This window comes from Clostridium ganghwense (assembly GCF_026735165.1).
Taxonomy (GTDB): Bacteria; Bacillota; Clostridia; order Clostridiales; family Clostridiaceae; genus Clostridium_H; species Clostridium_H ganghwense.
The window spans coordinates 442,243-466,725 of sequence record NZ_JAPQES010000001.1; the positions used below are offsets into that span (position 1 = coordinate 442,243).

At 27.9% G+C, this 24,483-nt stretch carries 19 protein-coding genes; 9 read left to right on the forward strand and 10 right to left on the reverse strand.

Going from position 1 to position 24,483, the window contains the following annotated elements:
* Positions 1-45 precede the first annotated feature (45 nt).
* The gene (locus OXH55_RS01980; protein ID WP_268047765.1) at positions 46-357 is read left to right on the forward strand and encodes a nucleoside triphosphate pyrophosphohydrolase; all 312 of its coding nucleotides are present in this window, start codon (positions 46-48) and stop codon (positions 355-357) included.
* 104 nt (positions 358-461) lie between these two features.
* On the opposite strand, the gene OXH55_RS01985 is transcribed toward OXH55_RS01980, so the two are convergent.
* From OXH55_RS01985 to codB, 3 genes are all read right to left on the reverse strand, one after another.
* A complete protein-coding gene (locus OXH55_RS01985) occupies positions 462-1,715 on the reverse strand; it encodes a PDDEXK-like family protein (RefSeq protein WP_268047766.1) in 1,254 nt (417 codons plus the stop codon).
* A 167-nt stretch (positions 1,716-1,882) separates the two neighbouring features.
* On the reverse strand, positions 1,883-3,148 hold the full coding sequence (locus OXH55_RS01990; RefSeq protein ID WP_268047767.1) for a cytosine deaminase: 1,266 nt from the start codon (positions 3,146-3,148) through the stop codon (positions 1,883-1,885).
* Complete coding sequence (codB, locus tag OXH55_RS01995; protein WP_268047769.1) at positions 3,142-4,416, reverse strand: cytosine permease; 1,275 nt, start codon at positions 4,414-4,416, stop codon at positions 3,142-3,144. Before codB ends, OXH55_RS01990 begins: the two co-directional genes overlap by 7 nt.
* A gap of 573 nt (positions 4,417-4,989) precedes the next feature.
* Here codB and OXH55_RS02000 point away from each other — a divergent pair.
* Together OXH55_RS02000 and OXH55_RS02005 are read left to right on the forward strand one after the other, a co-directional pair.
* Complete coding sequence (locus tag OXH55_RS02000; RefSeq protein ID WP_268047771.1) at positions 4,990-5,457, forward strand: DUF6323 family protein; 468 nt, start codon at positions 4,990-4,992, stop codon at positions 5,455-5,457.
* A 6-nt stretch (positions 5,458-5,463) separates the two neighbouring features.
* Positions 5,464-6,807, forward strand: a complete 1,344-nt coding sequence (locus tag OXH55_RS02005) for a DUF6179 domain-containing protein (protein ID WP_268047773.1) — start codon at positions 5,464-5,466, stop codon at positions 6,805-6,807.
* A gap of 39 nt (positions 6,808-6,846) precedes the next feature.
* On the opposite strand, the gene OXH55_RS02010 is transcribed toward OXH55_RS02005, so the two are convergent.
* The 4 genes from OXH55_RS02010 to OXH55_RS02025 form a co-directional block, all read right to left on the reverse strand.
* Positions 6,847-7,470 (reverse strand): methyltransferase, encoded by a 624-nt coding sequence (locus OXH55_RS02010; RefSeq protein WP_268049005.1) that lies wholly within the window; start codon positions 7,468-7,470, stop codon positions 6,847-6,849.
* A gap of 63 nt (positions 7,471-7,533) precedes the next feature.
* Positions 7,534-7,896, reverse strand: coding sequence for a response regulator (locus OXH55_RS02015; RefSeq protein WP_268047775.1), 363 nt, complete (start codon positions 7,894-7,896; stop codon positions 7,534-7,536).
* A gap of 4 nt (positions 7,897-7,900) precedes the next feature.
* Complete coding sequence (locus OXH55_RS02020; protein WP_268047777.1) at positions 7,901-10,687, reverse strand: 7TM diverse intracellular signaling domain-containing protein; 2,787 nt, start codon at positions 10,685-10,687, stop codon at positions 7,901-7,903.
* Positions 10,688-10,882: 195 nt separating this feature from the next.
* Complete coding sequence (locus tag OXH55_RS02025) at positions 10,883-12,778, reverse strand: 3'-5' exonuclease (protein ID WP_268047779.1); 1,896 nt, start codon at positions 12,776-12,778, stop codon at positions 10,883-10,885.
* Between the two features lie 311 nt (positions 12,779-13,089).
* Between OXH55_RS02025 and OXH55_RS02030 the strand changes: the two genes are divergently transcribed.
* A complete protein-coding gene (locus OXH55_RS02030) occupies positions 13,090-14,235 on the forward strand; it encodes an SLC13 family permease (RefSeq protein ID WP_268047780.1) in 1,146 nt (381 codons plus the stop codon).
* A 106-nt stretch (positions 14,236-14,341) separates the two neighbouring features.
* On the opposite strand, the gene OXH55_RS02035 is transcribed toward OXH55_RS02030, so the two are convergent.
* Positions 14,342-15,061 carry a hypothetical protein gene (locus OXH55_RS02035; protein WP_268047781.1) on the reverse strand — a complete coding sequence of 240 codons (720 nt, stop codon included), beginning with the start codon at positions 15,059-15,061 and terminating at the stop codon, positions 14,342-14,344.
* A 344-nt stretch (positions 15,062-15,405) separates the two neighbouring features.
* Between OXH55_RS02035 and OXH55_RS02040 the strand changes: the two genes are divergently transcribed.
* Both OXH55_RS02040 and OXH55_RS02045 read left to right on the forward strand, forming a co-directional pair.
* Positions 15,406-16,719, forward strand: coding sequence for a sigma-54 interaction domain-containing protein (locus tag OXH55_RS02040; RefSeq protein ID WP_268047782.1), 1,314 nt, complete (start codon positions 15,406-15,408; stop codon positions 16,717-16,719).
* A 266-nt stretch (positions 16,720-16,985) separates the two neighbouring features.
* Positions 16,986-18,338 carry an aspartate aminotransferase family protein gene (locus OXH55_RS02045; protein WP_268047783.1) on the forward strand — a complete coding sequence of 451 codons (1,353 nt, stop codon included), beginning with the start codon at positions 16,986-16,988 and terminating at the stop codon, positions 18,336-18,338.
* 79 nt (positions 18,339-18,417) lie between these two features.
* Here OXH55_RS02045 and OXH55_RS02050 read toward each other — a convergent pair whose 3' ends face one another.
* Together OXH55_RS02050 and OXH55_RS02055 are read right to left on the reverse strand one after the other, a co-directional pair.
* Complete coding sequence (locus OXH55_RS02050; RefSeq protein WP_268047785.1) at positions 18,418-19,002, reverse strand: ECF transporter S component; 585 nt, start codon at positions 19,000-19,002, stop codon at positions 18,418-18,420.
* Positions 18,948-19,163, reverse strand: coding sequence for a hypothetical protein (locus OXH55_RS02055; protein ID WP_268047787.1), 216 nt, complete (start codon positions 19,161-19,163; stop codon positions 18,948-18,950). The genes OXH55_RS02050 and OXH55_RS02055 overlap by 55 nt, the downstream gene beginning before the upstream one ends.
* Positions 19,164-19,236: 73 nt before the next feature.
* Here OXH55_RS02055 and OXH55_RS02060 point away from each other — a divergent pair, with 73 nt between their 5' ends.
* From OXH55_RS02060 to OXH55_RS02070, 3 genes are all read left to right on the forward strand, one after another.
* The gene (locus OXH55_RS02060; protein WP_268047789.1) at positions 19,237-19,458 is read left to right on the forward strand and encodes a hypothetical protein; all 222 of its coding nucleotides are present in this window, start codon (positions 19,237-19,239) and stop codon (positions 19,456-19,458) included.
* A gap of 205 nt (positions 19,459-19,663) precedes the next feature.
* Positions 19,664-21,973 (forward strand): diguanylate cyclase domain-containing protein, encoded by a 2,310-nt coding sequence (locus tag OXH55_RS02065; protein WP_268047791.1) that lies wholly within the window; start codon positions 19,664-19,666, stop codon positions 21,971-21,973.
* Positions 21,974-22,128: 155 nt separating this feature from the next.
* Positions 22,129-24,444, forward strand: coding sequence for a diguanylate cyclase domain-containing protein (locus tag OXH55_RS02070; protein WP_268047792.1), 2,316 nt, complete (start codon positions 22,129-22,131; stop codon positions 24,442-24,444).
* The last annotated feature ends 39 nt before the right edge of the window (positions 24,445-24,483 follow it).

The window sequence follows — 24,483 nt, forward strand, 5'->3', positions numbered from 1 at the left end:
AAATTCTAAAATTTTAATATAGTAAAATCTAAGGAGTGTTTACCCATGAAAATCTACAACAAACTTGTACGTGACAGAATCCCTGAAATAATAAAAAATGCTGGTAAGGAATTTGATATGCATATTGCTGAATCAGCTGAAGCTTTAAAGCTGCTTGATATGAAGCTTGATGAAGAAGTTGCTGAATTTCACCAAGATAAAAATCTAGAAGAGCTTGCTGATATTATGGAAGTTATATTTGCCCTTGCCAAAAATCTAGGCTACAGCGAAGAAGATCTTCTAAATAAAAGAATAGAAAAAAAAGAAGCCAGAGGCAGCTTCGATAAGAATATTGTATTAGAAAAAGTATACGAATAGCAAAAACTTCTTAAGAACTTTAAATCTAAAATTCTTAAGAAGTTTCATTTCTAAATTTATTATTCAATATTAAAACTCTCCTGCTTTCTGAACCATTAATATTTTCACTTTACCAATTTATTAAATTCATCTGACTTTGAAACTTTTTCAGCTATTTCTAAAACTTCTTTTGAAATGGATTCTACTGCCTTACTAAACTCTTCTTTGTCCAAAAGCTTATAAATTTTATTATTAAAGTTTAAATCATAATTTAGATGTCTATATCTAAATATTCCTTTTTTGTTAAAGCCCAATTTTTCTACTGTATCAGCTAAATCCTTAAAATCTTTTTTATATTTCACCCATTCATCTTCTTTTAAATCATATAAAGCTATTGAACAATATATGTTATTATCATATCCATCTTTACCTATTACAAACTTCAATTGTTTTCCTAAATATTTTCCATAAGTATAATAAAGTTCTACTTCTCCTGATTTCTTTTTTCTTCGAATAATAATATTTTCCAGCCATTCTTCATTAAAATCGTTACTAACTTCATCATCAGTAAAGTTTAGTTCTATCATTCTTGATGTTATAGTATTGTGTACTTCTTTCCAAAATTTGAATTCAATTTCCGCTTTTGCTAGTGATACAGCTTGTATTAACTTATCAGCAATTTCTAAATTATCTCCCTGTAGCAATAAATCTTTTAATTCCATTTCAATTCCTCCATTTATTCCATTTGTTATTTTTCTGATTAAAATTGCATACTGATTTAAACTTTCTCTTATATTTGGAATTAGAGCTACTTTTTCTATACAAGCTTCAATCCATTTCAAAATATGCCTTTTAAAAGATATAATTTTATAATTTACCTTTGAATCTCCTTTTCCTGTACTTTGTTCACTTGCTTCATCTCCATATAAGTTAAGATAAAAGATCTTATATTTTTTGCCCTTTGTTTTGGCATAATTATCATATCTTTTAAGCTGTTCATCTTGATCTCCTGCATCAATTTTAAGTTCAATAATTATTAAAATATCATCATTCTCAATACTAAAATCTAATCTTCCATATTTTCCAATACTTTTTTCTCTTTCAACTATAATGTTTTTATAATCTAAATCTTTAATTTTTAATACTTTCTCAACAAATAACTTTAAAAACACTTTTTCTTGATTATGACTTCCTTGTGGATTCAAAAGTTCATATATGAATGCTGAATGAGTTTTAACTTCAAATCTTTCCATATTTAAAATAGAAAAAATATTAAATAATCCCCCTGTGCTTTTTTGAATTGCATTGTGCTTATCTATTAAAGTTCTAGCCTGAGAAATTAAGGCATGTACTTTTATTTCTTTTTCTTTTGTAAGCATATAATATTCCTCCCCTTAATTTTCACATACTGTTTACAAAGATATTTTAGCATAGAATTATAAAAAAAGAAGCCAGAGGCAGCTTCGATAAAAATATCATTTCAGAAAACTATTTTGAAAAAATAAAACCATATACTTTTGGTATATAGTTTTATCCTTATTTAAGTTTACTTTTTAAAATCTATATTAATTTCTTCCCCTAAATATACCTTAGTTGAAGATGGCTCTGTCTTACTTATTACTCTTCCACCTCTTATTGAGTAGCAAACAGGAACTTGACGTCTTATAGCATCATATCCATTTTCAGCTGGTAAAAGTATAAGATGGCCTGGCTTACCTACTTCTATACCATATTTATGTTGTATATTTAAAGTTCTGGCTGAATTAGTTGTTATAAATTTAATAGATTCATTTATCTCGTTATATCCCATTACTTGAGATACATGTAATCCAAAATGCAGCACTTGAAGCATATTACCAGTTCCAAGTGGATACCATGGATCAAAAATATCATCATGTCCAAAACACACATTAATATTAGCATCCTTTAATTCCTTTACTCTAGTAACTCCTCTACGTTTTGGATATGTATCAAATCTTCCTTGTAAATGTGTATTTACAAGTGGATTAGCAACAAAGTTTATATCAGACATTTTTAAGAGTCTAAATAATTTATATGTATAAGCATTGTTATATGAATGCATTGCTGTAGTATGGCTGGCTGTAACCTTATTTTTCATTCCTGTTTCTAATGCTCTAGCCGCCACCGTTTCTAAAAACCTTGATTGTTCATCATCTATTTCATCACAATGGACATCTATTAATGCATCATACTTTTGGGCAAGTTCAAAGACTTTATTAATGGATTCTACTCCATATTCTCTAGTAAATTCAAAATGTGGTATAGCTCCAACTACATCAGCTCCTAATTTTAAAGCTTCTTCTAAAAGCTCTAAACCTCTTGGATAAGATAAAATTCCCTCCTGAGGAAAAGCTACTATTTGTATATCTACATAGTCTTTCATTTCCTCTTTAACTTCCAACATAGCCTTTAGTGCCAATAATGATTCATCCGTAGTATCAATATGCGTTCTAATATATTGTATTCCATTAGCTATTTGCCAACTCAATGCCTTTTTGGCTCTTTCTTTTACATCTTCTTTTGTTAAAAACGCTTTTCTTTCAGACCATCTTTTAATTCCTTCAAACAAAGTTCCACTTTCATTCCAGTTTGGTTCCCCTGCTGTAAGAGTTGTATCCAAATGAACATGGGGTTCTACAAAAGGAGGAAGAGCCAATGCTCCTTTTCCTTCTATAATCTCCTCATTCTCATATGCTTCTAAGTTCTTTTTTATTTCTTTAAATATGCCATTTTCAATTCTTATATCAATTAATTCATTTTTTTCTGCAATCTTAACATTTTTTATTAACATGCCCTCAACTCCTCATCTTCTGTATCTTCTTTTATTTCTTCTTTAATAACTTTTGCTAATATAATATGTGTTACTCCCGTTATAATTAATGAGTTTAATGATGGGATTCCAATAGTTAAATATTTTCCAGCTAATATTCCTAGTATGCAAGCTACTATAGCTTTATAATTCATAGATTTAAAATTAGCTTCTTCAAAGTTTTCATATTTTCTTTTTCTTACAAAGAAATAATCAGCTATTATTACTCCTCCAACAGCCGGAATCATTGCTCCTAACAAACTTAAGAAGCTTACAAAATTATTATATAACCATAAAGCTCCTAAAGTACCTAGAATTCCATTGAATATTACTACCTTACTTTTAGGAATCTTTGTTATATTTGATATTCCAAGTCCTGATGTATATATAGCATTGTCATTAGTCGTCCATATGTTTAAACCTAACACTATTATTGCTGGTATTATTAATCCTTGTGATATCATAACATCTGATATATCTGAATAACCCGTAGCCATAGCCCCTACAGCTCCAAATAAGAACATTAGTGAATTACCTATAAAGAAAGCTATTACTGTTGTTATTACAGCAACCTTTTTATTCTCTGCAAACCTTGCAAAGTCCGGTGTTGTACTTCCTCCACTTATGAAAGATCCCACACATAAAGTCAAAGCTGTTACTAAACCCATTTTTCCGTTTGATGTTATATTCAATAGTTGAGAAATACCTCCTATTGAATTTATTGCTTTAAATACTGATGTACACCCCAATAGTGTTATAGATGGTACTGCTACTGCACTTAATATAGTTAGAGACTTCATTCCAAAATACGCTGTTGAGGTCATTAATAATCCTGATACTGCTACTAATACGTATATATTTAATCCTGTTATTTTGCTTACTGGTATTGCAAACATGGCAACTCCAACTCCAAACCATCCTATTTGAGTAAAGCTTGTTAAGAAAGATGGTAAGTACGCTCCCTTTTCTCCAAAAGAATATCTTGCTAATAAATGCATGGAAAGACCTGTATCTGCTCCTATATATGCTAGTGCTCCTGTATAAATTGCTAAAATTAAGTTTCCTAAAAATACAGCTAAAGCAAACTCTTTCAATGACAGCGCTGCCCCTAAGGTTCCACCTGTAAGCATGCTAGCTGAGAAAAATGTAAAACCCAGCATAACCACAAACATTGAAATAAATCCTTTTTTATCCTTTTGTGGTACTGATTTAAGTGAATAATCCTTGTCTACATATTGTTTTTTACTCATATTTTCTCCTCCTTTTTTTTAAGGAGAACTAGTACATTTTTTAATATAAGTTTATTTTGACTAATAAAAAAGACCCTTTATATTTCTATAAAAGGTCGCGAAAACTTACTATATTAATCATAAACTTATAAATAGAATTTAAGTCTATAAATCTCTACGACCTTATTAGTCTCTCTGGACTAATATTAAAGGCACTAATTCTCTTCTTGTAGAATAATACCATACTTCACCTATTAAATCAATAAAAAACAATATTTCCAAAATATTAGATATTTCAATTAGAAATTTAAGAATTTCCACATAAAACTTCTTATCTTCTAAATAAAAGATTTTAGAGTTATTCCTACCTTAAACTTTTTAAGTTATTTTTAAATAATTCATTATTACTAACCTTATCTACTTCATCTATTAACAAAAAGGGTATCTTCAAAAACGAAGATACCCTTTTAACGCTATAAAACACATTGACACCTATCATTGTCAATGTTATAATATTCAATTATATCGTATAATATTTTAGTATAACACATTTTAATGTAAAAGTCAATACTTTTTTGAAGGGAAGTTTTAAAAATGAAAAATTCTATTGATTTGTTTGAAAGTAACTTACTAGAAAAACAAGTTTTTAATGACATAATTCAATGTAATGAATTTACAAGAAAATATGGATTAAAGCTTTGTGAGGAAGATGTTAAAGAGATTATTAACACAAGAAATATAGCACTTCAAAAAAGCGGAAGAATAGAATTCAATGGTCAAATTATAAACAAAATTATTACAGCATTTTGTGATTCGCCATATATATCTCAATATAATTACAGTGATACAATAAATGAACTTGTAGAAATTTTTTATAATTATAAGAATGAAACTTTAGATTATATAAGTGATGATGAATTAATAGAAATTATGAAGGAAATGTTTGATAACTATTGCCAAGGATCATTGGAGCTTTTAGAAGGAAAAGTATTGTATAAAATCGCTGATAATATAAGAAGTGGTTTCAAAGATTATACAAATCTTGATAATGAAAAGGATTGATGAGTTATGGAGAAGAGAAATAATATTCAAAAATACAACTATTCTATAGAGGACTTCAGTGAGAAAGATTTTTTTAAGGATGTTTTAGTAAGCTGTTATGATAAAAAGCTGCTAGATGATAATATTTTAGCTAGAATATATTATGAAAGAATGGAACTTTTAAAAGTAAAACTAAAATATTACACAAAAGATGAAAGTAGTTCAGTTATGGTAGAAGTGGCTGAAAGTATTTTACAGTGTATTGATTATACCATAGGAATTTATCTAAAGACCTTTGACAATATGGAATTTATAATAGAAGAATTAAAGCATACCAGCTTATCTGATATGTTAAAAATGGGACATGATTTAATCAAGAAGAAAACATTAGAGCGCAAGAAGTTACTTCAGAAAATTAATGAAAATAAGCTTAAAGTTGATAATTATTCATATAACGACACTATAGATTATGGTATTCCATTATTTTTTAAAGAATATGATGATTTTTTTGCAGCTCATGAAACTCCAGGATCAATAGATTATCAACTTTATCTTTACATTGATGATATTAAGTATACAGGTATTGAGTATATTTATAATTATTTAGATACTTTAAGTTTAGAAAATGAGTTTTGTCATAACTTTGAAATTAGTGAAATTAATAAGTTATTAAAAGGCTATGATAAAAAGTGTGAACTATTACTTATAAACATATTTGAACTAGTATTGATTAATTCCTTAGGAAGAATTATTTGTGGCAAAGATTTAAACAGCCTTAATATTAATAGTTTGGATAGGAAACATATAAAAAATCGGTTAGGAAAATTATCTTTAGAAGAACTACAAGGAGAATTATTAAGATATGCAAAAATATGCTATAAAAGGTTAGATATCAAAAATGCAGCTTTGGTAACTTATATTAAAAAGTCTACATTAAAAATAACTTTATTCATAAAAGAACATCTAAAACTAAATAGATTAGAAACAGTATTCATATCCTTTAATGAGGAGGATGGCAATGAAATAATTCAATATACTGATGGTAAGAAAATGGCAAATTATGAATTTAAAAAGTTAAGTGAAGAAATTCGCGAGTGCTCTTTAGTGGAAGATAAAATAGCATTAATTAAAAATAACATTAAGAGTCTAAAAGATTTAGTTGATATGTTAAATGCTGATTGTTTATTTGAAGATGAATATATTATGTATTTCAAAAGCTTATCTAAAATGGAAATAATTCTTTTGTCAAAATATATATCTGAGTTAAGCCTTGAAAAAGATTTGTATTTTCAATTTAATAATTATATTTTGAGTTTAAGTGAAGAAGAACAGATGGCAATAAGTGAAATTAAAGAAAGAATACAGTTATAATACCTTTATTATCTAGGGTCTGTAAATAAGTTTGTGAATTTACACAAACTTATTTACATATCCCAATGTATAAACTAAAAATCTTTCACGATCATCTAACTCATATAAATCAGGTAGTTTAACCTCTTTTTTAAGAGTAAATGATGCGCAATTTTCTATATAGTATATATAATCTTCAGAAGGATAATATAGTATAATATCCACCGTTCTTTCAACTTCTTCTACAGAAATTAAAATATTTGAGAGAACCTTCATAAATATCTGTACTGAAAAAGGATTAAAAAAATAAAATTTATTATCTGTTGGTTTTATTTCATAATTTTCTGCAAAACAGTTTAGAAAATTTATTTTATCTTCTTTTTTATTATGTTTTTTCAAGTAATCTTTCTTATTACAAAGAGCCCTATCATAGAAATAATTATTCATTTCTATGCCTGTAACATAACAGTCAAAAGAATAATTTAAATAAAAATTAAGCCTTCCTTTTCCACATCCAAAGTCAACTATACTGTCATTTTCATTTAACTTATAATATTTAAACAAAGTTTCTAAAGCATCATAAGAAGTTGCTTCATATCTATTATAATGAAGAGAGTCATAAAATACCTTTTGATCTCCACATGTTTTTATGTTAAGAATTTTTTCAAAATGTTCATCGCTAATAATTTTTTCATTACTCATTAATAAGTTACCTCATTTACATTGAAAGTTTAATTTCTTCTATTTCTAAAGCTCAAGTATCTCATTTATTGTTTCTACAATTTTTTCTTCTGAAAAAGGTTTTAAAATATATCCTTTAGCCCCTTTTATTACTGCATCTACAATAATATTTTTTTCTTGTACTGAACTAATCATTATTATTTTAGCCTTATTATCATAATTTATAATTTGTTCTAAAGCACCTATTCCATCATTATTAGGCATGGATATATCCATAGTTATTAAATCAGGTTTATATGTTTTGTAAGCTGATACTGCTTTACTACCATTATTTGCTTCTGCTACTACCTCATGCCCTACACTTTCTAATATACTTTTAAGTTTTTTTCTCATAAAAATCGCATCATCAACAACTAAAATCGAAGCCATTCTGTCACTCCTTTATTATTATTTTAAATGTAGTTCCCTCATCAACTTTTGTATACACTTCAATATTTCCATTAAGTTTTTCTACTTCTTTCCTAACTGCCGATAACCCAACTCCTCTACCCGACAATTGTGTACAATAATCTTTAGTTGTAAATCCATCCTTAAAAATATATTCTAAAGTTTCTTCTTCTGACAATGCTTCTGCCTCTGTATATGATAATAAATTTCTTTGTACTATTTTTTTCTTTAAATTGTGTAAGTCTATTCCACATCCATCATCTTGTATTTTAATTATAATATCATTTCCTTGTTTTTTTAGAAAACATATTATTTTACCGTATTCATTTTTTCCTTTTCTTACTCTCTCTTCAACAGATTCAATTCCATGATCCAACATATTCCTAAAAATATGTATCATAGATTTTATTAGATCCTGGTATTTATCTAGGTCAACGCTAATATCGTCTCCTTCAACTTCCATGGTATAAATCTGTTTTTCTAGACTTTCTGCAGCTCCAACTGTATATTTACAATAAGGCTCTAATAGTTTTTTTAAAGGTACATATAATAATCTTCTAATCATATGTATTATTTTTCTGCTTTCTTCTTCATTAAAATTCTCTTGTATCATGTTTTCTATTTCACTAAGTTTTTCTCGATCAATTACAATTTTTTCTTTGTCAAAATAGTCTTTTCCTAAAATTGTAGTGAGTTTATTTAAATCCTCTTTAATTGCATTATTTAAAATATAAATATCTACAGCCATTTTAAAATTATCAATAGTTAATTTATCTTTTATTTTCACAAGACTTTCTTCAATTTCTTCTAATTCATATGCCGTATTTAGCATATTCATTTGTGCAAAATTCCCTTTATATGTGTGGATTTTTCTAAGAATTTCACAATATACGTCTTCAAATTTTTTATTGCTTTTTAATAAATTATCAAAAGATACTTGGCAAAATTCAATATAACTATTTATTAACTCATTTGAATCTTCATAGTATATTACTGCATTAACCACCATCTTTAAAATATTTCTTTCTTGTTCTATTCGATTTTCCAATTCTTTTTTTTCTGATATATCAGTTAAAATTATCATTATCCTCTTATCGTTTTCATTTCTAGTATTATAAAGTACTTTATATTCAATAGTTATGTCTTTATTATATATATTTATTACTTTTGGCATAAGTTCTATTAACATTTGTATTTTATGTTCATCACTTGTATTAAATATTTCATCTATTATTCTTATAAATAGTTTTTTATCTTCTAAATTATTTATAAAAAGTATCTCAGATATCTTTTTATTGTTTATTTCCATATTAAATATATCTTTACACTGAATACTATATTCTTCATCTACAATAAGTTCTCTTCCAAACGTTAAAAATCCTTGTCCTGCATTATCTAAAAGATTTTTTAGTTCTTTCCTACTGTTATATAATTTTTTTGTTCTATCTCTAACTTTCCCCTCTAATTGAATATTCATTTCTTTAATTTCTTTATACATAGCATCATTTTCTTCAGCCAATCTTTCTACCACTACGAACGCATTTGAAAATTTCTTTGCTAACATATAAGATTGAATAAATATAAACAAAAATACGCCTATTGGCATAGCAACTCTAATTCGCATATATCCATCATAACCTAATATATCGCATAGTAATGCAATTATTATACTTATAAAACCTAAAACTACTTGAAAAGCATTTTCTTCTCTACGTATTGAAAGTTTAAGGAGGTTGTACAATACATACAAACAGATTCCCACAGTATATATTTGTGAAACTATAGCAAATTCATCATAAATTTTATTAGTTGTAACTAAACAAATGAAAGTCATAACTATTCCAACATATTTTGATGTAGAAACAATTTGGTCTGATATTTCACTAAATAATTCTTTCAAAAACATTAAAAATAAAGGTACTGCAACATAATAAGAAATAGCTGCAAATTTGCTTATAACTTCAAAATGCATATTTGGAAAAACTTGAACCAAAATCCTTTCTCCCATAAATAAACTTCGCATTCCTATATCTAGGCAAAACAACCCAAAATAAAGAGTTGATTTGTTTTGAGGTCTTATTTTGAAAAGACCTAAATGGTACAGTGCAATAATAAAAATACTTCCAATTAAAAATAAATCTATAGCTAATTGAATATTTTGCTTTTTTAAAATTTGATTTTTAGTTCCAATATATAAGCTTTCAATTGAAGAAAATGGTTCTCTAAAGTTTGCAGTCTGAATTACTATTTCTACATAATTAGTTTTAGATTTGAATATAGATAAGGTTGGTTTAAATATAGGCTTGTATTGTTTTTCATTTTTAGCCACTACCCCATGATAATCTGTCAAATCACCATTTATCCATATTTTAGAAGCAGTTAGCATGTTTTGAACTTTAAGCCCTAAAAATTTGTCTGCATCTTTCTCATTCAATTTTATTATTAATCTCAAAGTCATATATCCATAATGATTAAGTTTTTTACCATCTATTACAGTTCCATTTAAATTCGATGGAATTTTAAAATATTGTTTGTTTTTGATTGTATTTGAACTAAAATCTTCTGGTTTATACAATTTATTATAGTAAAATTCCCATTCACCATCTAATTCTAAAATACCATCTTTTTCAAAATTCCATTTGCTTAAATCTATATATCCATTTTGGGCTACAGAAACATTCCTATCTTCTGTCAAAAATATCTTTGCAGCCACAATTACTATTACTATTAATAAAATAATCCCCAATATTATTTTAGATTTTTTATTTTTCATAATTATCCTCTAATCATTTTTTAATAATATTTTAATTATATCTTGGCTCTATAATATGTGTCAATTATAGTTATATATGCTAACTTTCTAAAAAAATTTTAAAAAGAAGCCAGAGGCGGCTTCTATAAAAATATTATTTTGGAAAAGCATACGAGTAAACTCTATACTTTTTCTTGATGATTATGCTTCACTCACTTATCTAAACAAAGCCATAATCTTATCCATAAATCCTTTTTTCTTTTCTTTAGGCTTATTAACCTGAATTTCTTTAGGTCCAATCTTAGCTATCTGTTCTCCCCCATTATTTCTAATCATCTGTTTATGACTTTTCACCATCGCTTCTGTAAGTTCATTATTAACACTATATGTAACATTTAAAATATCTCTAGCTCTTGTCATTCCAACATACAATAATTTTTTTGATTCATCATAGCTTTTCATTAAACCTTGGTTAATTCCACATATAAATACAGCTTTAAAATCTAATCCTTTTGCACTATATATAGTAGATATTTTTACCTCATTTTTATTAAGTTTAAAATTAGCTCTATTAACAGCTTTATTAATACAAACATAAGGTATGGATTTTTTCTTTAAAGCATCTTCAACTGTTTTTACATATTCAGTACCTAGATACTTGCCATAAGGATACAATATAGCAATTTCTCTATAATTTACACCATCCTTATTTAGTTCTATAATCTGGTCTATTATTTTTTCTATTTCATCATCAAATCTTTTAGTTTCTGTAACTTTTGAAATGCTTCCTCTTCTTAAAATTGATTTTGCCTCTATTATAAAATCATTTTCATCTGCATTACTGCTTTTTTTATTATCACCATCTAGTAAAATTCCATTAGCAAAATCAAGAATTTCCTTTGTATTTCTGTAATTTTCTCTCATAATAATCGTTCTACCAACTGCCTTTATACCCACAGATTTTAATGTATATTTTCTGCTGTATAAATTTTGTGCTCCATCTGAAGCTAAAAGTAGGTGGCTATGTTCTGGATCTCTAAGATTCTTAACTATAAATTTTAGCCATTCTTCTTCTAAGTCTTGTCCTTCATCAATCAATATAGCATCATATTTATTCAATTTTTCTAACATTTCATCTGTAATTTTAGAAATATTTCCTGTAACTTGATTATCATAAAGAGCTGTAGAAAAACCTAATTCTTTGGATATTTTGTTGATCCATCCATGCATATGAATAATCTCAACATTAGTATCTTTATTATTACCATTTATAGCTTCTCTTAAAAATGCAGCCAAGGTTTTATTGTAACAAAGAACCATAATATTCCAATCCTTGTGAACTTCCATTAAATATTTAGCTCTACATGTTAAAATAACAGTTTTTCCACTTCCTGCAACTCCTCTTATAACTCTATGTCCATATCCTAAACCTTTTGCATAGTTCTCCTGTTCAAGATTCATTACTTTAAAAATACCTTCACTATCTGATGCCAATTTTACTTCTTTAAATATATTTCCTCTTATTCTATTTATATACTTATCATCTAAACGTTCAAAATCAAACTTCATAGGAAACATAGCTTCTAACTTTTCCTTGAGAATATCCTTACTACAACTATTTTCTATCTGTTTTAATTCATCTTGAAATATTATAAAGTTATCTTCTATAGTTCCTTTGAAGGGAGAAGCTTCAAAAGATTTTTTTGTGATTTTTGTAAAAATGACACCATGTCCATAAGTAAACTTTAATCTTCCCTTATACTTTCCTGTACCATCAACAAGCTTTTTATCCTTCTTTAATTCATTTACTATATTAAACATATAATCTCTTGCCTGTTTCAATGGATTAGAACATTTTCCCATAGTTTTCAGTTCAAACTTATTTGTATCTGCTGAAATTATTGAGCCTATCTGCCAATCCTTAACTTCAAGAACTATAAGCCCTAAGTCTGGAGCAAGTATTATAAAATCAGGATATCTATTATTTACTCTCAAATCAAACCAAACAATATAATCATCTTGTAATAACTCTTTCAAAATCTTAAAAACCTTTTTTTCTCCCACTGTAACATTCTCTAAAGCACTAATACTCTCTGGTATCATAACCGCCATTTATATCACCGTCTTTCCCTGCAATCAAAAATATAATTCATTAACATAATTACCTTATTTTGTACACTTTTATATTTTATCATAAAATTTTATATAATGATTATTTTTGACATGAATTGCTTTTAATATTAAAATCCGAATAACGAAAAATATCTTCTAATATAAAAGAATTGAAAAAAGAAGCCAGAGGCGGCTTCTATAAAAATATTGTATTAGAAAAAGTATACGAATAGCAAACTCTTGCAATTATTATCAAATGTAAATATAATATTACTGATAAATCTATAATAACTAATTTTAGGAGTTCTAGTATGCAGAATTTAATTATATTAAAAAAATCAAATATCAATAATATATTATTATTTTTAAAAAAAGAATTGGTGTTAACAATAACTATACTTCTTGCTATTGTTTCATCCTCTATATCTATCCCTAAACTCCAGTACATTAATTTTACAGTACTAATACTATTGTTTAATTTAATGATAGTTGTTTCAGCTTTTAAACAGCTTAATGTATTAGACTACATAGCCACTTTTTTGCTTATTAAATGCAAAAGTAATCGGGTTATTTTTTTTGTACTAATATCTATTACTTTCATTTCATCTATGTTTATTACAAATGATGTTGCATTGATAACCTTTGTACCACTTGCATTAATTATTGGAAAGAAAACTAAAATTAATACTTTGAATCTTGTAATATGTGAAACTCTAGCTGCTAATTTGGGAAGTTCATTGACCCCTATGGGAAATCCTCAAAACCTTTATATTTACTCTTTTTATAATATAAAACCAATTAATTTTTTTATAATTATGCTGCCTATTATTGTCTTATCTATAATATTCCTAGGCGTAATTATTATTAAAACTGATAATACCCCTGTATTACTTCACCTGTCACAGGTTTCTATTAAAAACAAAATGCATGTATTATGGTTTTCTCTATTATTTGTAATTATATTGCTTTCTGTATTTCATATTATAGATTATAGATTTTCATTTATTCTGACATTATTGGTTGTTTTATTATTAAATAGAAAACTGTTGTTACAAGTAGATTATTCATTGCTATGCACATTTATTGCATTCTTTATATTTGTTGGTAATATATCATCTATGGATATTGTCAAGAATTTTTTATCTTATCTTCTAAACAATTCCAAAAACACATACTTTTTTTCAATATTAACCAGTCAATTTATAAGCAATGTACCTTCTGCTGTATTAATATCTCCATTTACTAATAACTATAAGGAACTTTTATTAGGTTGTAACATAGGCGGAATGGGAACTTTAATTGCATCTATGGCAAGTTTAATTTCTTATAAACTTTATTCAAAAGAGTATCCTTCTCAAAATAGAAAATATCTTAAGCTGTTTACTTTTTATAACATTACAGGACTAATATTTTTTATACCTTTAATATATTTCATAAATTTCTTTGACTTTTTATAATAAACAATAAAAACCTTCCTAAGAATTTTTATTCCAAAATTCTTGGGAAAGTTTATCATTTTTTAAAACACTATTTAATAAAAATATGGAAAATGAATTTAATCTTTTATCTTCCCACTCCCTCTTCTGAATATCTTTTTTCTGTTTCTATTACATATTCCCCTTCAAGCATATTAATATAAAGACCACTTTCTAAAATCTTATCCACTGCGATTTTAAAATTATCCCCTGCATCAGCATTTTTATATAAATAGTACTCTTTTATATCAACTGTATAAGGATACTCAGAATCTACATTATCTGGACTACATAGAGCATAAAACATATCTTTATAATAATCTATAGGATACTCATCTTTTGATTTATCTCTAGGATCAGTCTCACCATCTAATGAAACAACTTTTATGCCTTTTGCAAACGTATAAAAATCTACAAACTCAAAACTATTAGGGTCAACTTTAACTTCTATAGGAATTTTTTCTATAAATTCTTCTTTTAAAGCTTCTCCACCCTCAAGGTAGTATGTCATATATTTTCTAGGAATAAGTTCTGTAATAATATCATTTTTCAACCATACTCTATCTATTTCTCTACCATATATGTTTAATTTTTTATCTAACACTAAGGTATTTGTATTCCCGCAATCATTGCCACCAGCATACCCAACTATTTTGCCCTTAAGTAGTAGTGCATCTTTTTCCTGTACATTTTTCTTAACGCCTTGTCCCTGTGTCTCTTTTGTTTTTTTAGCAGTGTTCTTTTGAGAACAACCAACTACTGATAAAACTATCATTAAACCAAGTATTAAACTAATTACTTTTCTCATAACATCCCTCCTATTCATATTTATAAATTTTATACTCATCTCTATAGCTCTTACAGTGTCAAAAGGTACATAAGATTCACACTATCATCATATTTGAGTGAAGTATGATTTGTTACTTCTTTTTTTGTGGTAGCAAATCTTTCAGTTTCTTTAATTCAATACTATGTTTCCCCCACTCCCCCACGTGCTTATCATACAAAAATCAACCATGAATATAATGTTATTGAAAGGATGAAATATTTTCACTGACTCCTTGTTACGTTATAACCTACAAGGAGTTTCTTTTAAAAGAAGATATTTATTTGCTATAATATAAATAAGCCAAATTAGTCGAGGGAGATACAATGAATAAAGACGTAATTAATGAGATTCTTTTAAAGGCATTAGATTCAGTAAGTGATGGTATATCAATTTGTGATAAAAATGGATATTTATTATATGTAAATAATGCATGTTGTGAGATAGTAGGAGCCGACAAGGAAGAACTGCTTAATAAAAAAGTAGATAATCTCTCACCAGACAAGCCCATGTTAATAGAGGTTATTGAAAAGAAAAAAAGTATTATAGATATAGAGTATTTTTGGAATTTTAAAGGTAAGAAGACACATCTTATAAATTCAGGTTATCCTATATTTGATGAAAATGGAAATATTATTGGTGCCATAGATATATTTAGGAGTATTGAACGTTCTAGAAAACTTGCAAATACAATTGCAGGACATCAAGCCTTTTTTACCTTTAATGATATTGTTGGAGAAAGTAATACTTTAAAAGAAACTATACATTTAGCTAAGACATTTTCAAAAAGTAATGAAAGTATCTTAATATACGGTGAAACTGGTACTGGTAAAGAATTATTTGCCCAATCTATACACAATTATAGCAACAGGAGACGTAAACCTTTTGTTGCATTAAATTGTGCAAACTTACCAAATGAACTTATAGACAGTGAACTTTTTGGATATGAGGAAGGAGCTTTTACCGGAGCTAGAAAAGGTGGAAAGCCAGGAAAGTTTGAACTAGCTAATGGAGGAACCTTGTTTCTTGACGAACTAGGAGAAATGCAAATAGATATTCAGGCTAAATTATTGCGTGTACTTGAAACTATGTGCATAAATAGGATTGGTGGAAACAAGCCTATAAATGTAGATGTAAGAATAATAGCTGCCACAAATAGAAACTTAGAAGAAATGGTTGAAGAGGGGCAGTTTAGAAGAGATCTCTATTATAGATTAAAAGTTTTATGTCTCGAAATTCCTCCTTTAAAAGAACGGAAACGTGACATACTATTACTTGCAGAGTATTTTATAAAAAAGCTTGTAGATAAGGGAAATAAGTATGTTAAAGGAATAGATAATAAAGCAAAAGAAATGCTTATGAAACATAGTTGGAAGGGAAATATTAGAGAGCTTGAAAATGTAATATCTAGATCAATGTTTGCATGTGATGGAGAATGGATTACAGAAAAGACACTTTTTATGACTGGATTTAAAGAACCAAGATATGAAGAGATAATAAAAAAGCAGTCAATAAAAATAAATAAGGATATTTTAATAGATACATTAAATTCAACTGAAGGAAATAAGAAGAAAGCAGCTGAAATTTTAGGTATTTCCAGACCAACACTATATAAGTTTTTGAAAAAGTATGATTTATAACTAAGTGTAAAGTGTTTACATGTAAATGCTTTACACTTGATTTTTAGGTAAAAACCCTTATGCACAGCAGTATTTTAAAACAAGAAAAGAATCCAAGTGTAAACTTCTTTACACTTGGATTCTTTTTTCTTTATTGATATAAATACCCTATAGACTTGATATTACAAGGCTTAAGGGTACAATATTCATATTTTGGAACGTTTCTTGCAAATAGGATATTTAAGATCAAATATGCAAACTGAATTAACTTAAAGGAGGAATCCAAATTGAATAAAAATATTGATAAATGTAAATCTATTGTAAATAAAGATATAGAACTGTATGCACAATGTGGCAAACTTCCATATTTCCCATTAGCCGTAGAGAAAGGACACGGAGCAATAATTGAAGATGCTGATGGCAACGAGTATATTGATATGCTTGCCAGTGCTGCTATGCTTAACACTGGTAACTCTCATCCAAAAATTGTAGAGGCAATTACAAATCAGGCAAAAGATTTTATTCACTATATCTATCCTTATGTGTATCATGAACCACTTGTGGAACTTGCAAAAGAACTTATAGATATTACTCCTGGAAATTTTGAAAAAAGGATTATATTTGGACTTACAGGATCTGATGCTAATGATGGAATGATAAAATTTGCAAGAGGATATACAGGAAGAAGTAAAATAATATCTTTTATAGGTTCTTATCATGGTTCAACATACGGAGCTATTTCTCTTTCAGCATTGAATCTTAATATGCGCAGAAAGATAGGCCCTCTAGTTCCTGGAATGCATCATATACACTATCCAGACTGCTATCGTTGTAGATTTGGAAAGAAGGAATGTAACTGTAATTTAGAATGTATTAATGAACTTGAAGATATATTTAACTCTTATTTACCACCAGAAGAAGTTGCAGCTGTATTAATAGAACCTATAGCTGGAGATGCAGGATTTATAGTACCACCTAAAAAGTACATAGAGAAACTTTATAATATGTGCAAAGAAAATGGGATATTATTTGTAGTTGATGAAGTACAGCAGGGCTTTGGAAGAACTGGAAAATGGTTTGGAATAGATAATTTTGATATAGAACCTGATATGGTTGTGCTTGGAAAGTCAATTGCATCAGGTATGCCTATGAGTGCTATTGTAGGAAGGAAAGAAATTATGGAATCTTTAGACGCACCTGCTCATACATTTACTGCAGCAGCAAATCCTCTTTCTTGTAAGGCTGCCCTTGCAACACTTGAGGTTATAAGAGAAGAAGAACTTATAGAACGTTCAAAAGTTTTAGGCGAGTATATGAAAGCACGTTTTAAAGATATGCAAGAAAGATATGAAATAATTGGAGATGTACGTGGTGTTGGAATGACTGTAGGGGTTGATCTTGTTAAGGATAGAACTACTAAGGAAAGAAATAATGATGCAGCTGCAAAAATTTGTTATCGTGCATGGGAAAATGGTGTACTAGTTACTTTTGTTTCAAGTAATGTTTTAAGAATACAGCCACCACTTGTAATAACCAAAGAACAAATTGATAAAGCAATAGATATTATTGAAGAAGCTATAAAAGATTATTTAAACGGTGATATTCCAGATGAAGTTTTGGAATCATCAAAGGGTTGGTAAAAAGAAATATGTATAATAAAAGGGCTGTCTCACTCTAGAAATTACTTTCTATTTTGATACAGCCCTATACTCTTTAAGGTTATTTTCTAATTTTTCTTACTGCCAAGATTATTGGCATTGATATTAAAACTGCTGCACCACCAGATACATAGCCATTTAAAATATAAAATAATATAGTTTTAACTGCTAAGCTGTGTGAAATGTGAAGTGCATTAGCATATTGATCTATATATAAAAGATATATTAATCCCATTACTCCAATAGTGTTTGTAAAAGAACCAATCAAAATAGAAGATCCCAAATTTACTTTTTCCCATTTTGTCTTTATTAGTTTATAAGCGTAATATGGTGTTACTCCTATAAGTATTCTTGGAATTACTGCTACTATAGGATTTAAAAATATAAATGAAACTGGTGTTGGAGTATTGATAGCTTGAATCATACTGAAAATACCAAATAACAGTCCATTTATAGCACCAACTATTGGTCCTTCAAGTATTGAGGCTATAATTACAGGTATATGCATTATAGTCAATTTTAGCGGCGGAATAGGAATAAACCCTAATCCTGTAGCACCAAGTATAATAGTTATTGCAAAAAGCATACCTATTACAGTGATTTGTTTGGTTTTGATTTTTGATTTTGGTAACGTTTTTTCTGACATGATAATCCCTCCGTTCTTACTCCAATTACTGGATGTAAGTCTTTTAATTTAAATTTTTTTGATGAAAGTTCAGTTTCATAATGAATACTGACCATTGAAATTCTATCACATTTTTTGTCAAAAATAAATAGTATATCTAAAAAATCCATTGTATTGATCATAATGTATAATATTCTTAATATATCCTCTCTATTTTGGGAAATATAAGATTATCAAAATAAAGGAGGTTTTTTTATGCCCAATTTTAAATTAAATGATTTGAAAGAAATAAAGGTAGGTAATTTACCAGCTGCAAAACTGGGAATTATAGATAGCTTATCTGGAGAGGATTCTCACAAAAATCAAATAGCTCCTCAACATATTGTTTCTTATAGACAAGGTCATGAATTAGGCAGTCAAATAGAAAATCTGTTAAAAGGCGACCAAAGTGTAAGATCATATAAAGTTGAAGATTAGTAAAAACATATAAGAAGCCCTCTGAGGCTTCTTTTTCCATATATGCTTAATATTCTAACATATAAACTTTCATTTTTAAAAACATTTTAAATAAATTAAAATTTCCTCATTAATTTATAGTAATTTTTGTAGAAACCAATCGTTTTTTAGTATAAAATTAAGGAAAACAGATTTTTATCATACACAATGAAATGAGGGGATATTATTGAATACTTTTGTCAAAAAGTCTTTATTTCTATGTATATTAATAATTTCATTACTTTTTGGCTGTTCATTTACTTTCAATCCCAAATCAGATTCTTATAAAAAATTTGATAAAATAAGGGTAGTTATGGTTGATAACTATCCTCCGTATGTCTTTAAAGACAGCAGTGGAAATCTTCAAGGTATTCTAATAGATCAATGGAAACTTTTCGAAAATAAAACAGGAATCAAAATTGAAATTCATACACTGAATTGGGATAAAGCTCAAAAGCTTATGAAAAGAGGAAAATTTGATGTAATAGACACAATTTTCTTCAATGAAAAAAGAGCAAAAATTTATGATTTTTCAAAACCTTACACCAAAATAGAAGTACCTATTTTCTTTAATAAAGATATTTCAGGAATAAATGGTATTGAAACTCTAAAAGGTTTTTCTGTAGCTGTAATAAAAGGTGATAACGTCATAAATATTCTTAATAAAAGAGGGATTACTGATCTTAAGGAATATGACAGCTATGAGTCTATGATTAAAGCTGCTCAAAATAAAGAGGCGGTTGTTTTAGTTGTAGACAAACCACCAGCTCTTTATTATATGTATAAAATGGGAATTGAACATAACTTTAACTACTCTAATCCATTATATACTGGTGAGTTTCATAGAGCAGTTATAAAAGGAAATACCGAACTATTAACTATTATTGAAGATGGTTTTTCATTAATTTCAAGCACAGAATACAATCAAATTGATAGAAAATGGTTGGGAATCTCACCTATCAATCATGAATTTATACGTTATATAATGATTATATCAGCGATTATTATCATTGTAATTCTTTTGCTTATTTTTTGGAATGGAATGCTTAATAAAAATGTTAAACAAAAAACCTCTGAGCTTACAAAACTTATTAAAGAACTGAAGAGCAGCGAAAATAGAATTAGTGCATTATTTAAAGCACTTCCTGATATGGTTTTTGTAATTAGTTATGATGGAATATTTCTTCATTATCAATATGAGAATACTGAAGATTTTTATATGCCTCCTAATGAGTTTATGGGAAAATCTATTCGTGATATATTTCCTGATGAACTGTCTGATAGATTTATGCAATGTATAGCTGCTCTATTTGAAACTGGTGAAACCCAAGTTGCAGAATACTCACTAGATATACATGATGAAATTCGTCATTTTGAAGCTCGTTTGGTTCACTGTGATGCGCATAGCGTAATGGGAATAGTTAGAGACATAACAGAACGTAAAAATACTGAAGCTCGTATATATGAAATGAGTATACATGATAATTTAACTGGTCTTAATAATAGAAATTACTTTGAAAATGAATTAAAACAATGTCAAAATGCCATAGAAAACTTATCACATTTTGCAATGGTTATATGTGATCTTGACGGTCTTAAGTTAATAAATGATACTCTTGGTCATTCTGTAGGAGATGAATATTTATGTACCGTTGCAAATATTCTTCGCTCATGCTTTAGGGAACAAGATGTAATTGCACGAATAGGTGGAGATGAGTTTGGTATTCTTATGCATAATACCTCACAAGAAGAAATCGAAGAAATTAAAATAAATATAAACCAAAACATTGAACATGTAAATAGTAACAATAAGCTAGTTCCTTTTAGTATTTCTTTTGGTTATGAAATGTATAAAGAAGAGTATAAAGATTTAAGAGAAATGTTTAAAGAAGCAGATAATTATATGTATCGTGAAAAGCTGCATCATCGTCAAAGTACAAAAAGTGAAATTGTGCAGGTATTAATGAAAATGCTGGAAGCACGTGATTTTATTACTGAAGGACACGGCGACCGTTTACAAGAACTAGCAAGTAAACTTGCCGAATCAGTAGGTATGTCTGACAATGAAATTAAAGATATGTCTTTACTAGGACAATTTCACGATATAGGAAAAGTTGGAATTTCGGATGCTATACTTTTCAAATCTGGCAAACTTAATGAAGAAGAAGCAGCAGAAATGAAAAAGCATACAGAGATTGGTTATCGTATTGCTCAGTCTTCACCAGATCTTATGCACATTTCTGATTGGATCTTCAAACATCATGAATGGTGGAATGGTCAAGGATACCCATTTGGCTTAAAAGAAGAAGAAATACCTATTCAATGTAGAATACTTTCAATTGTAGATGCTTACGATGCAATGACTAATGATCGCCCTTACAGAAAAGCATTGAAAAAAGAAACTGCTATATCAGAAATTAAACGATGTGCTGGTATACAATTTGATCCAATGCTTGTAGACAAGTTTATTAATATTCTAAATAAAGATTTGAGATAAAAAATTCTCCTCATTAAAATTTATTATATCATTTAATGTTAGTGCTAATAGATTTTATGCTAAATCATAACAATTCTTGTAGAATTTTATCATTATTTAGTATAAAATTAAAAAAGATGGATTTTTATGATATATAATGAAATGAGGAGATATTATTGAATACTTTTGTCAAAAAGTCTTTATTTTTATGTGTATTAATAATTTCATTACTTTTTGGCTGTTCATTTACTTACAATCACAAATCAGATTCTTATAAAAAGACTGATAAAATAAAGGTTGTTATGGATAATAACTATCCTCCCTATGTATTTAAAGACAGCAGTGGAAACCTTCAAGGTATTCTAATAGATCAATGGAAACTTTGGGAAATGAAAACAGGAATAAAAGTTGAAATTGTTGCAATGGACTGGTATGAAGCTCAAAGCCTTATGAAAAAAGATAAAATTGATGTACTAGATACACTATTTTTGAATGAAGAGAAATCAAAAATATATGATTTTTCAAAATCATATACAAAAATAGAAGTACCTATTTTCTTTAATGAAAATATTTCAGGAATAAATGGAATTGAAACCTTACGAGGTTTTTCTGTAGGTGTGAAAAAAGGTGATAGCATCATAAATATTCTTAATGAAAGAGGTATTACTGACTTTAAAGAATATGACAGTTATGAGGCTATAATTAATGCTGCTAAAAATAATGAGATAGTTACTTTTATTATGGGTAAGCCCCCTGCTTTTTACTATATGTACAAAGCAAATATAACAGATAAATTTAACTACTCTGATCCATTATATACTGGTGGGTTTCATAGAGCAGTAAAAAAAGGAAATACTGAACTATTAAATATTATTGAAGATGGGTTTTCATTAATTTCAAGCACAGAATATAAGCAAATTGATAGAAAATGGTTTGGAACTTCTTCTCCCAATCCTGAATTTATGCGTCATATACTATTTATATCATCAATTATTATCACTGTAATTCTCTTGCTTATCTTTTGGAATCGAATGCTTAAGAAAAATGTTAAACAAAAAACTTCTGAGCTTACAAAACTTATTAAAGAACTGAGTAGCAGCGAAAATAGAATTAGGGCATTATTTAAAGCACTTCCTGATATGGTTTTTGTAATTAGTGTTGATGGAATATTTCTTGATTATCACTCTGAGAATACTCAAGATCTTTATATTTATCCTGATGAGTTTATTGGAAAGTCTATTAGTGATGTATTTCCAGGTAAACTAGCTGATAGATTTATGAATAGCATAGTTAATCTATTCAAAACTAATGAAACCCAGATTGAAGAATATTCACTAGATTTCCATAATGAAATTCATCATTTTGAAGCTCGTTTAATACAATGTGATATTGATAGCATAATGGTAATAGTTAGAGACATAACAGAACGTAAAAATACTGAAACTCGTATATATGAAATGAGTATATATGATGGTTTAACTGATCTTAATAATAGAAATTACTTTGAAAATGAATTAGAACAATGTCAAAATAACATAGAGAACTTATCGCATTTTGCAATGGTTATATGTGATCTTGACGGTCTTAAGTTGATAAATGATACTCTTGGTCATTCTGTAGGAGATGAATATTTATGTACTGTTGCAAATATACTTCGCTCCTGCTTTAGAGAACAAGATATAATTTCAAGAATAGGTGGAGACGAGTTTGGTATTCTAATGCATAATACTTCACCAGAAGAAATCGAAAAAATTAAAGTAAACATAATTAAAAACATTGAACAGGTAAATCAGAACAATAAACTAGTTCCTTTCAGCATTTCTTTTGGTTATGAAGTGTATAAAGAAGAGTATAAAGATTTAAAAGAAATGTTTAAAGAAGCAGATAATTATATGTATCGTGAAAAGCTGCATCATCGTCAAAGTACCAAAAGTGAAATTGTTCAGGTATTAATGAAAATGCTGAAAGCACGTGATTTTATTACTGAAGGACACGGCGATCGTTTACAAGAACTAGCAAGTAAACTTGCAGAATCAGCTGGTATGTCTGACAATGAAATTAAAGATATGTCTTTACTAGGGCAATTTCATGATATAGGAAAAGTTGGGATTTCAGATGCTATACTTTTTAAACCTGGCAAGCTTAATGAAGAAGAAGCTGCTGAAATGAAAAAGCATACAGAAATTGGTTATCGTATAGCTCAATCTTCACCAGACCTTATGCATATTTCTGATTGGATTTTCAAACATCATGAATGGTGGAATGGTGAAGGATACCCATTTGGCTTAAAAGGAAAGGACATACCTATTCAATGTAGAATACTTTCAATTGTAGATGCTTACGATGCAATGACTAATGATCGACCTTACAGAAAAGCATTGAAAAAGGAAACTGCTGTTGTAGAACTAAAAAAATGTGCTGGTATACAATTTGATCCAATGCTTGTAGACAAATTTATTGATATTCTAAATAAAGATTTACAATTTGAATAATTAAAAACCTTCTTAAGAATTTTTATTCCAAAATTCCTA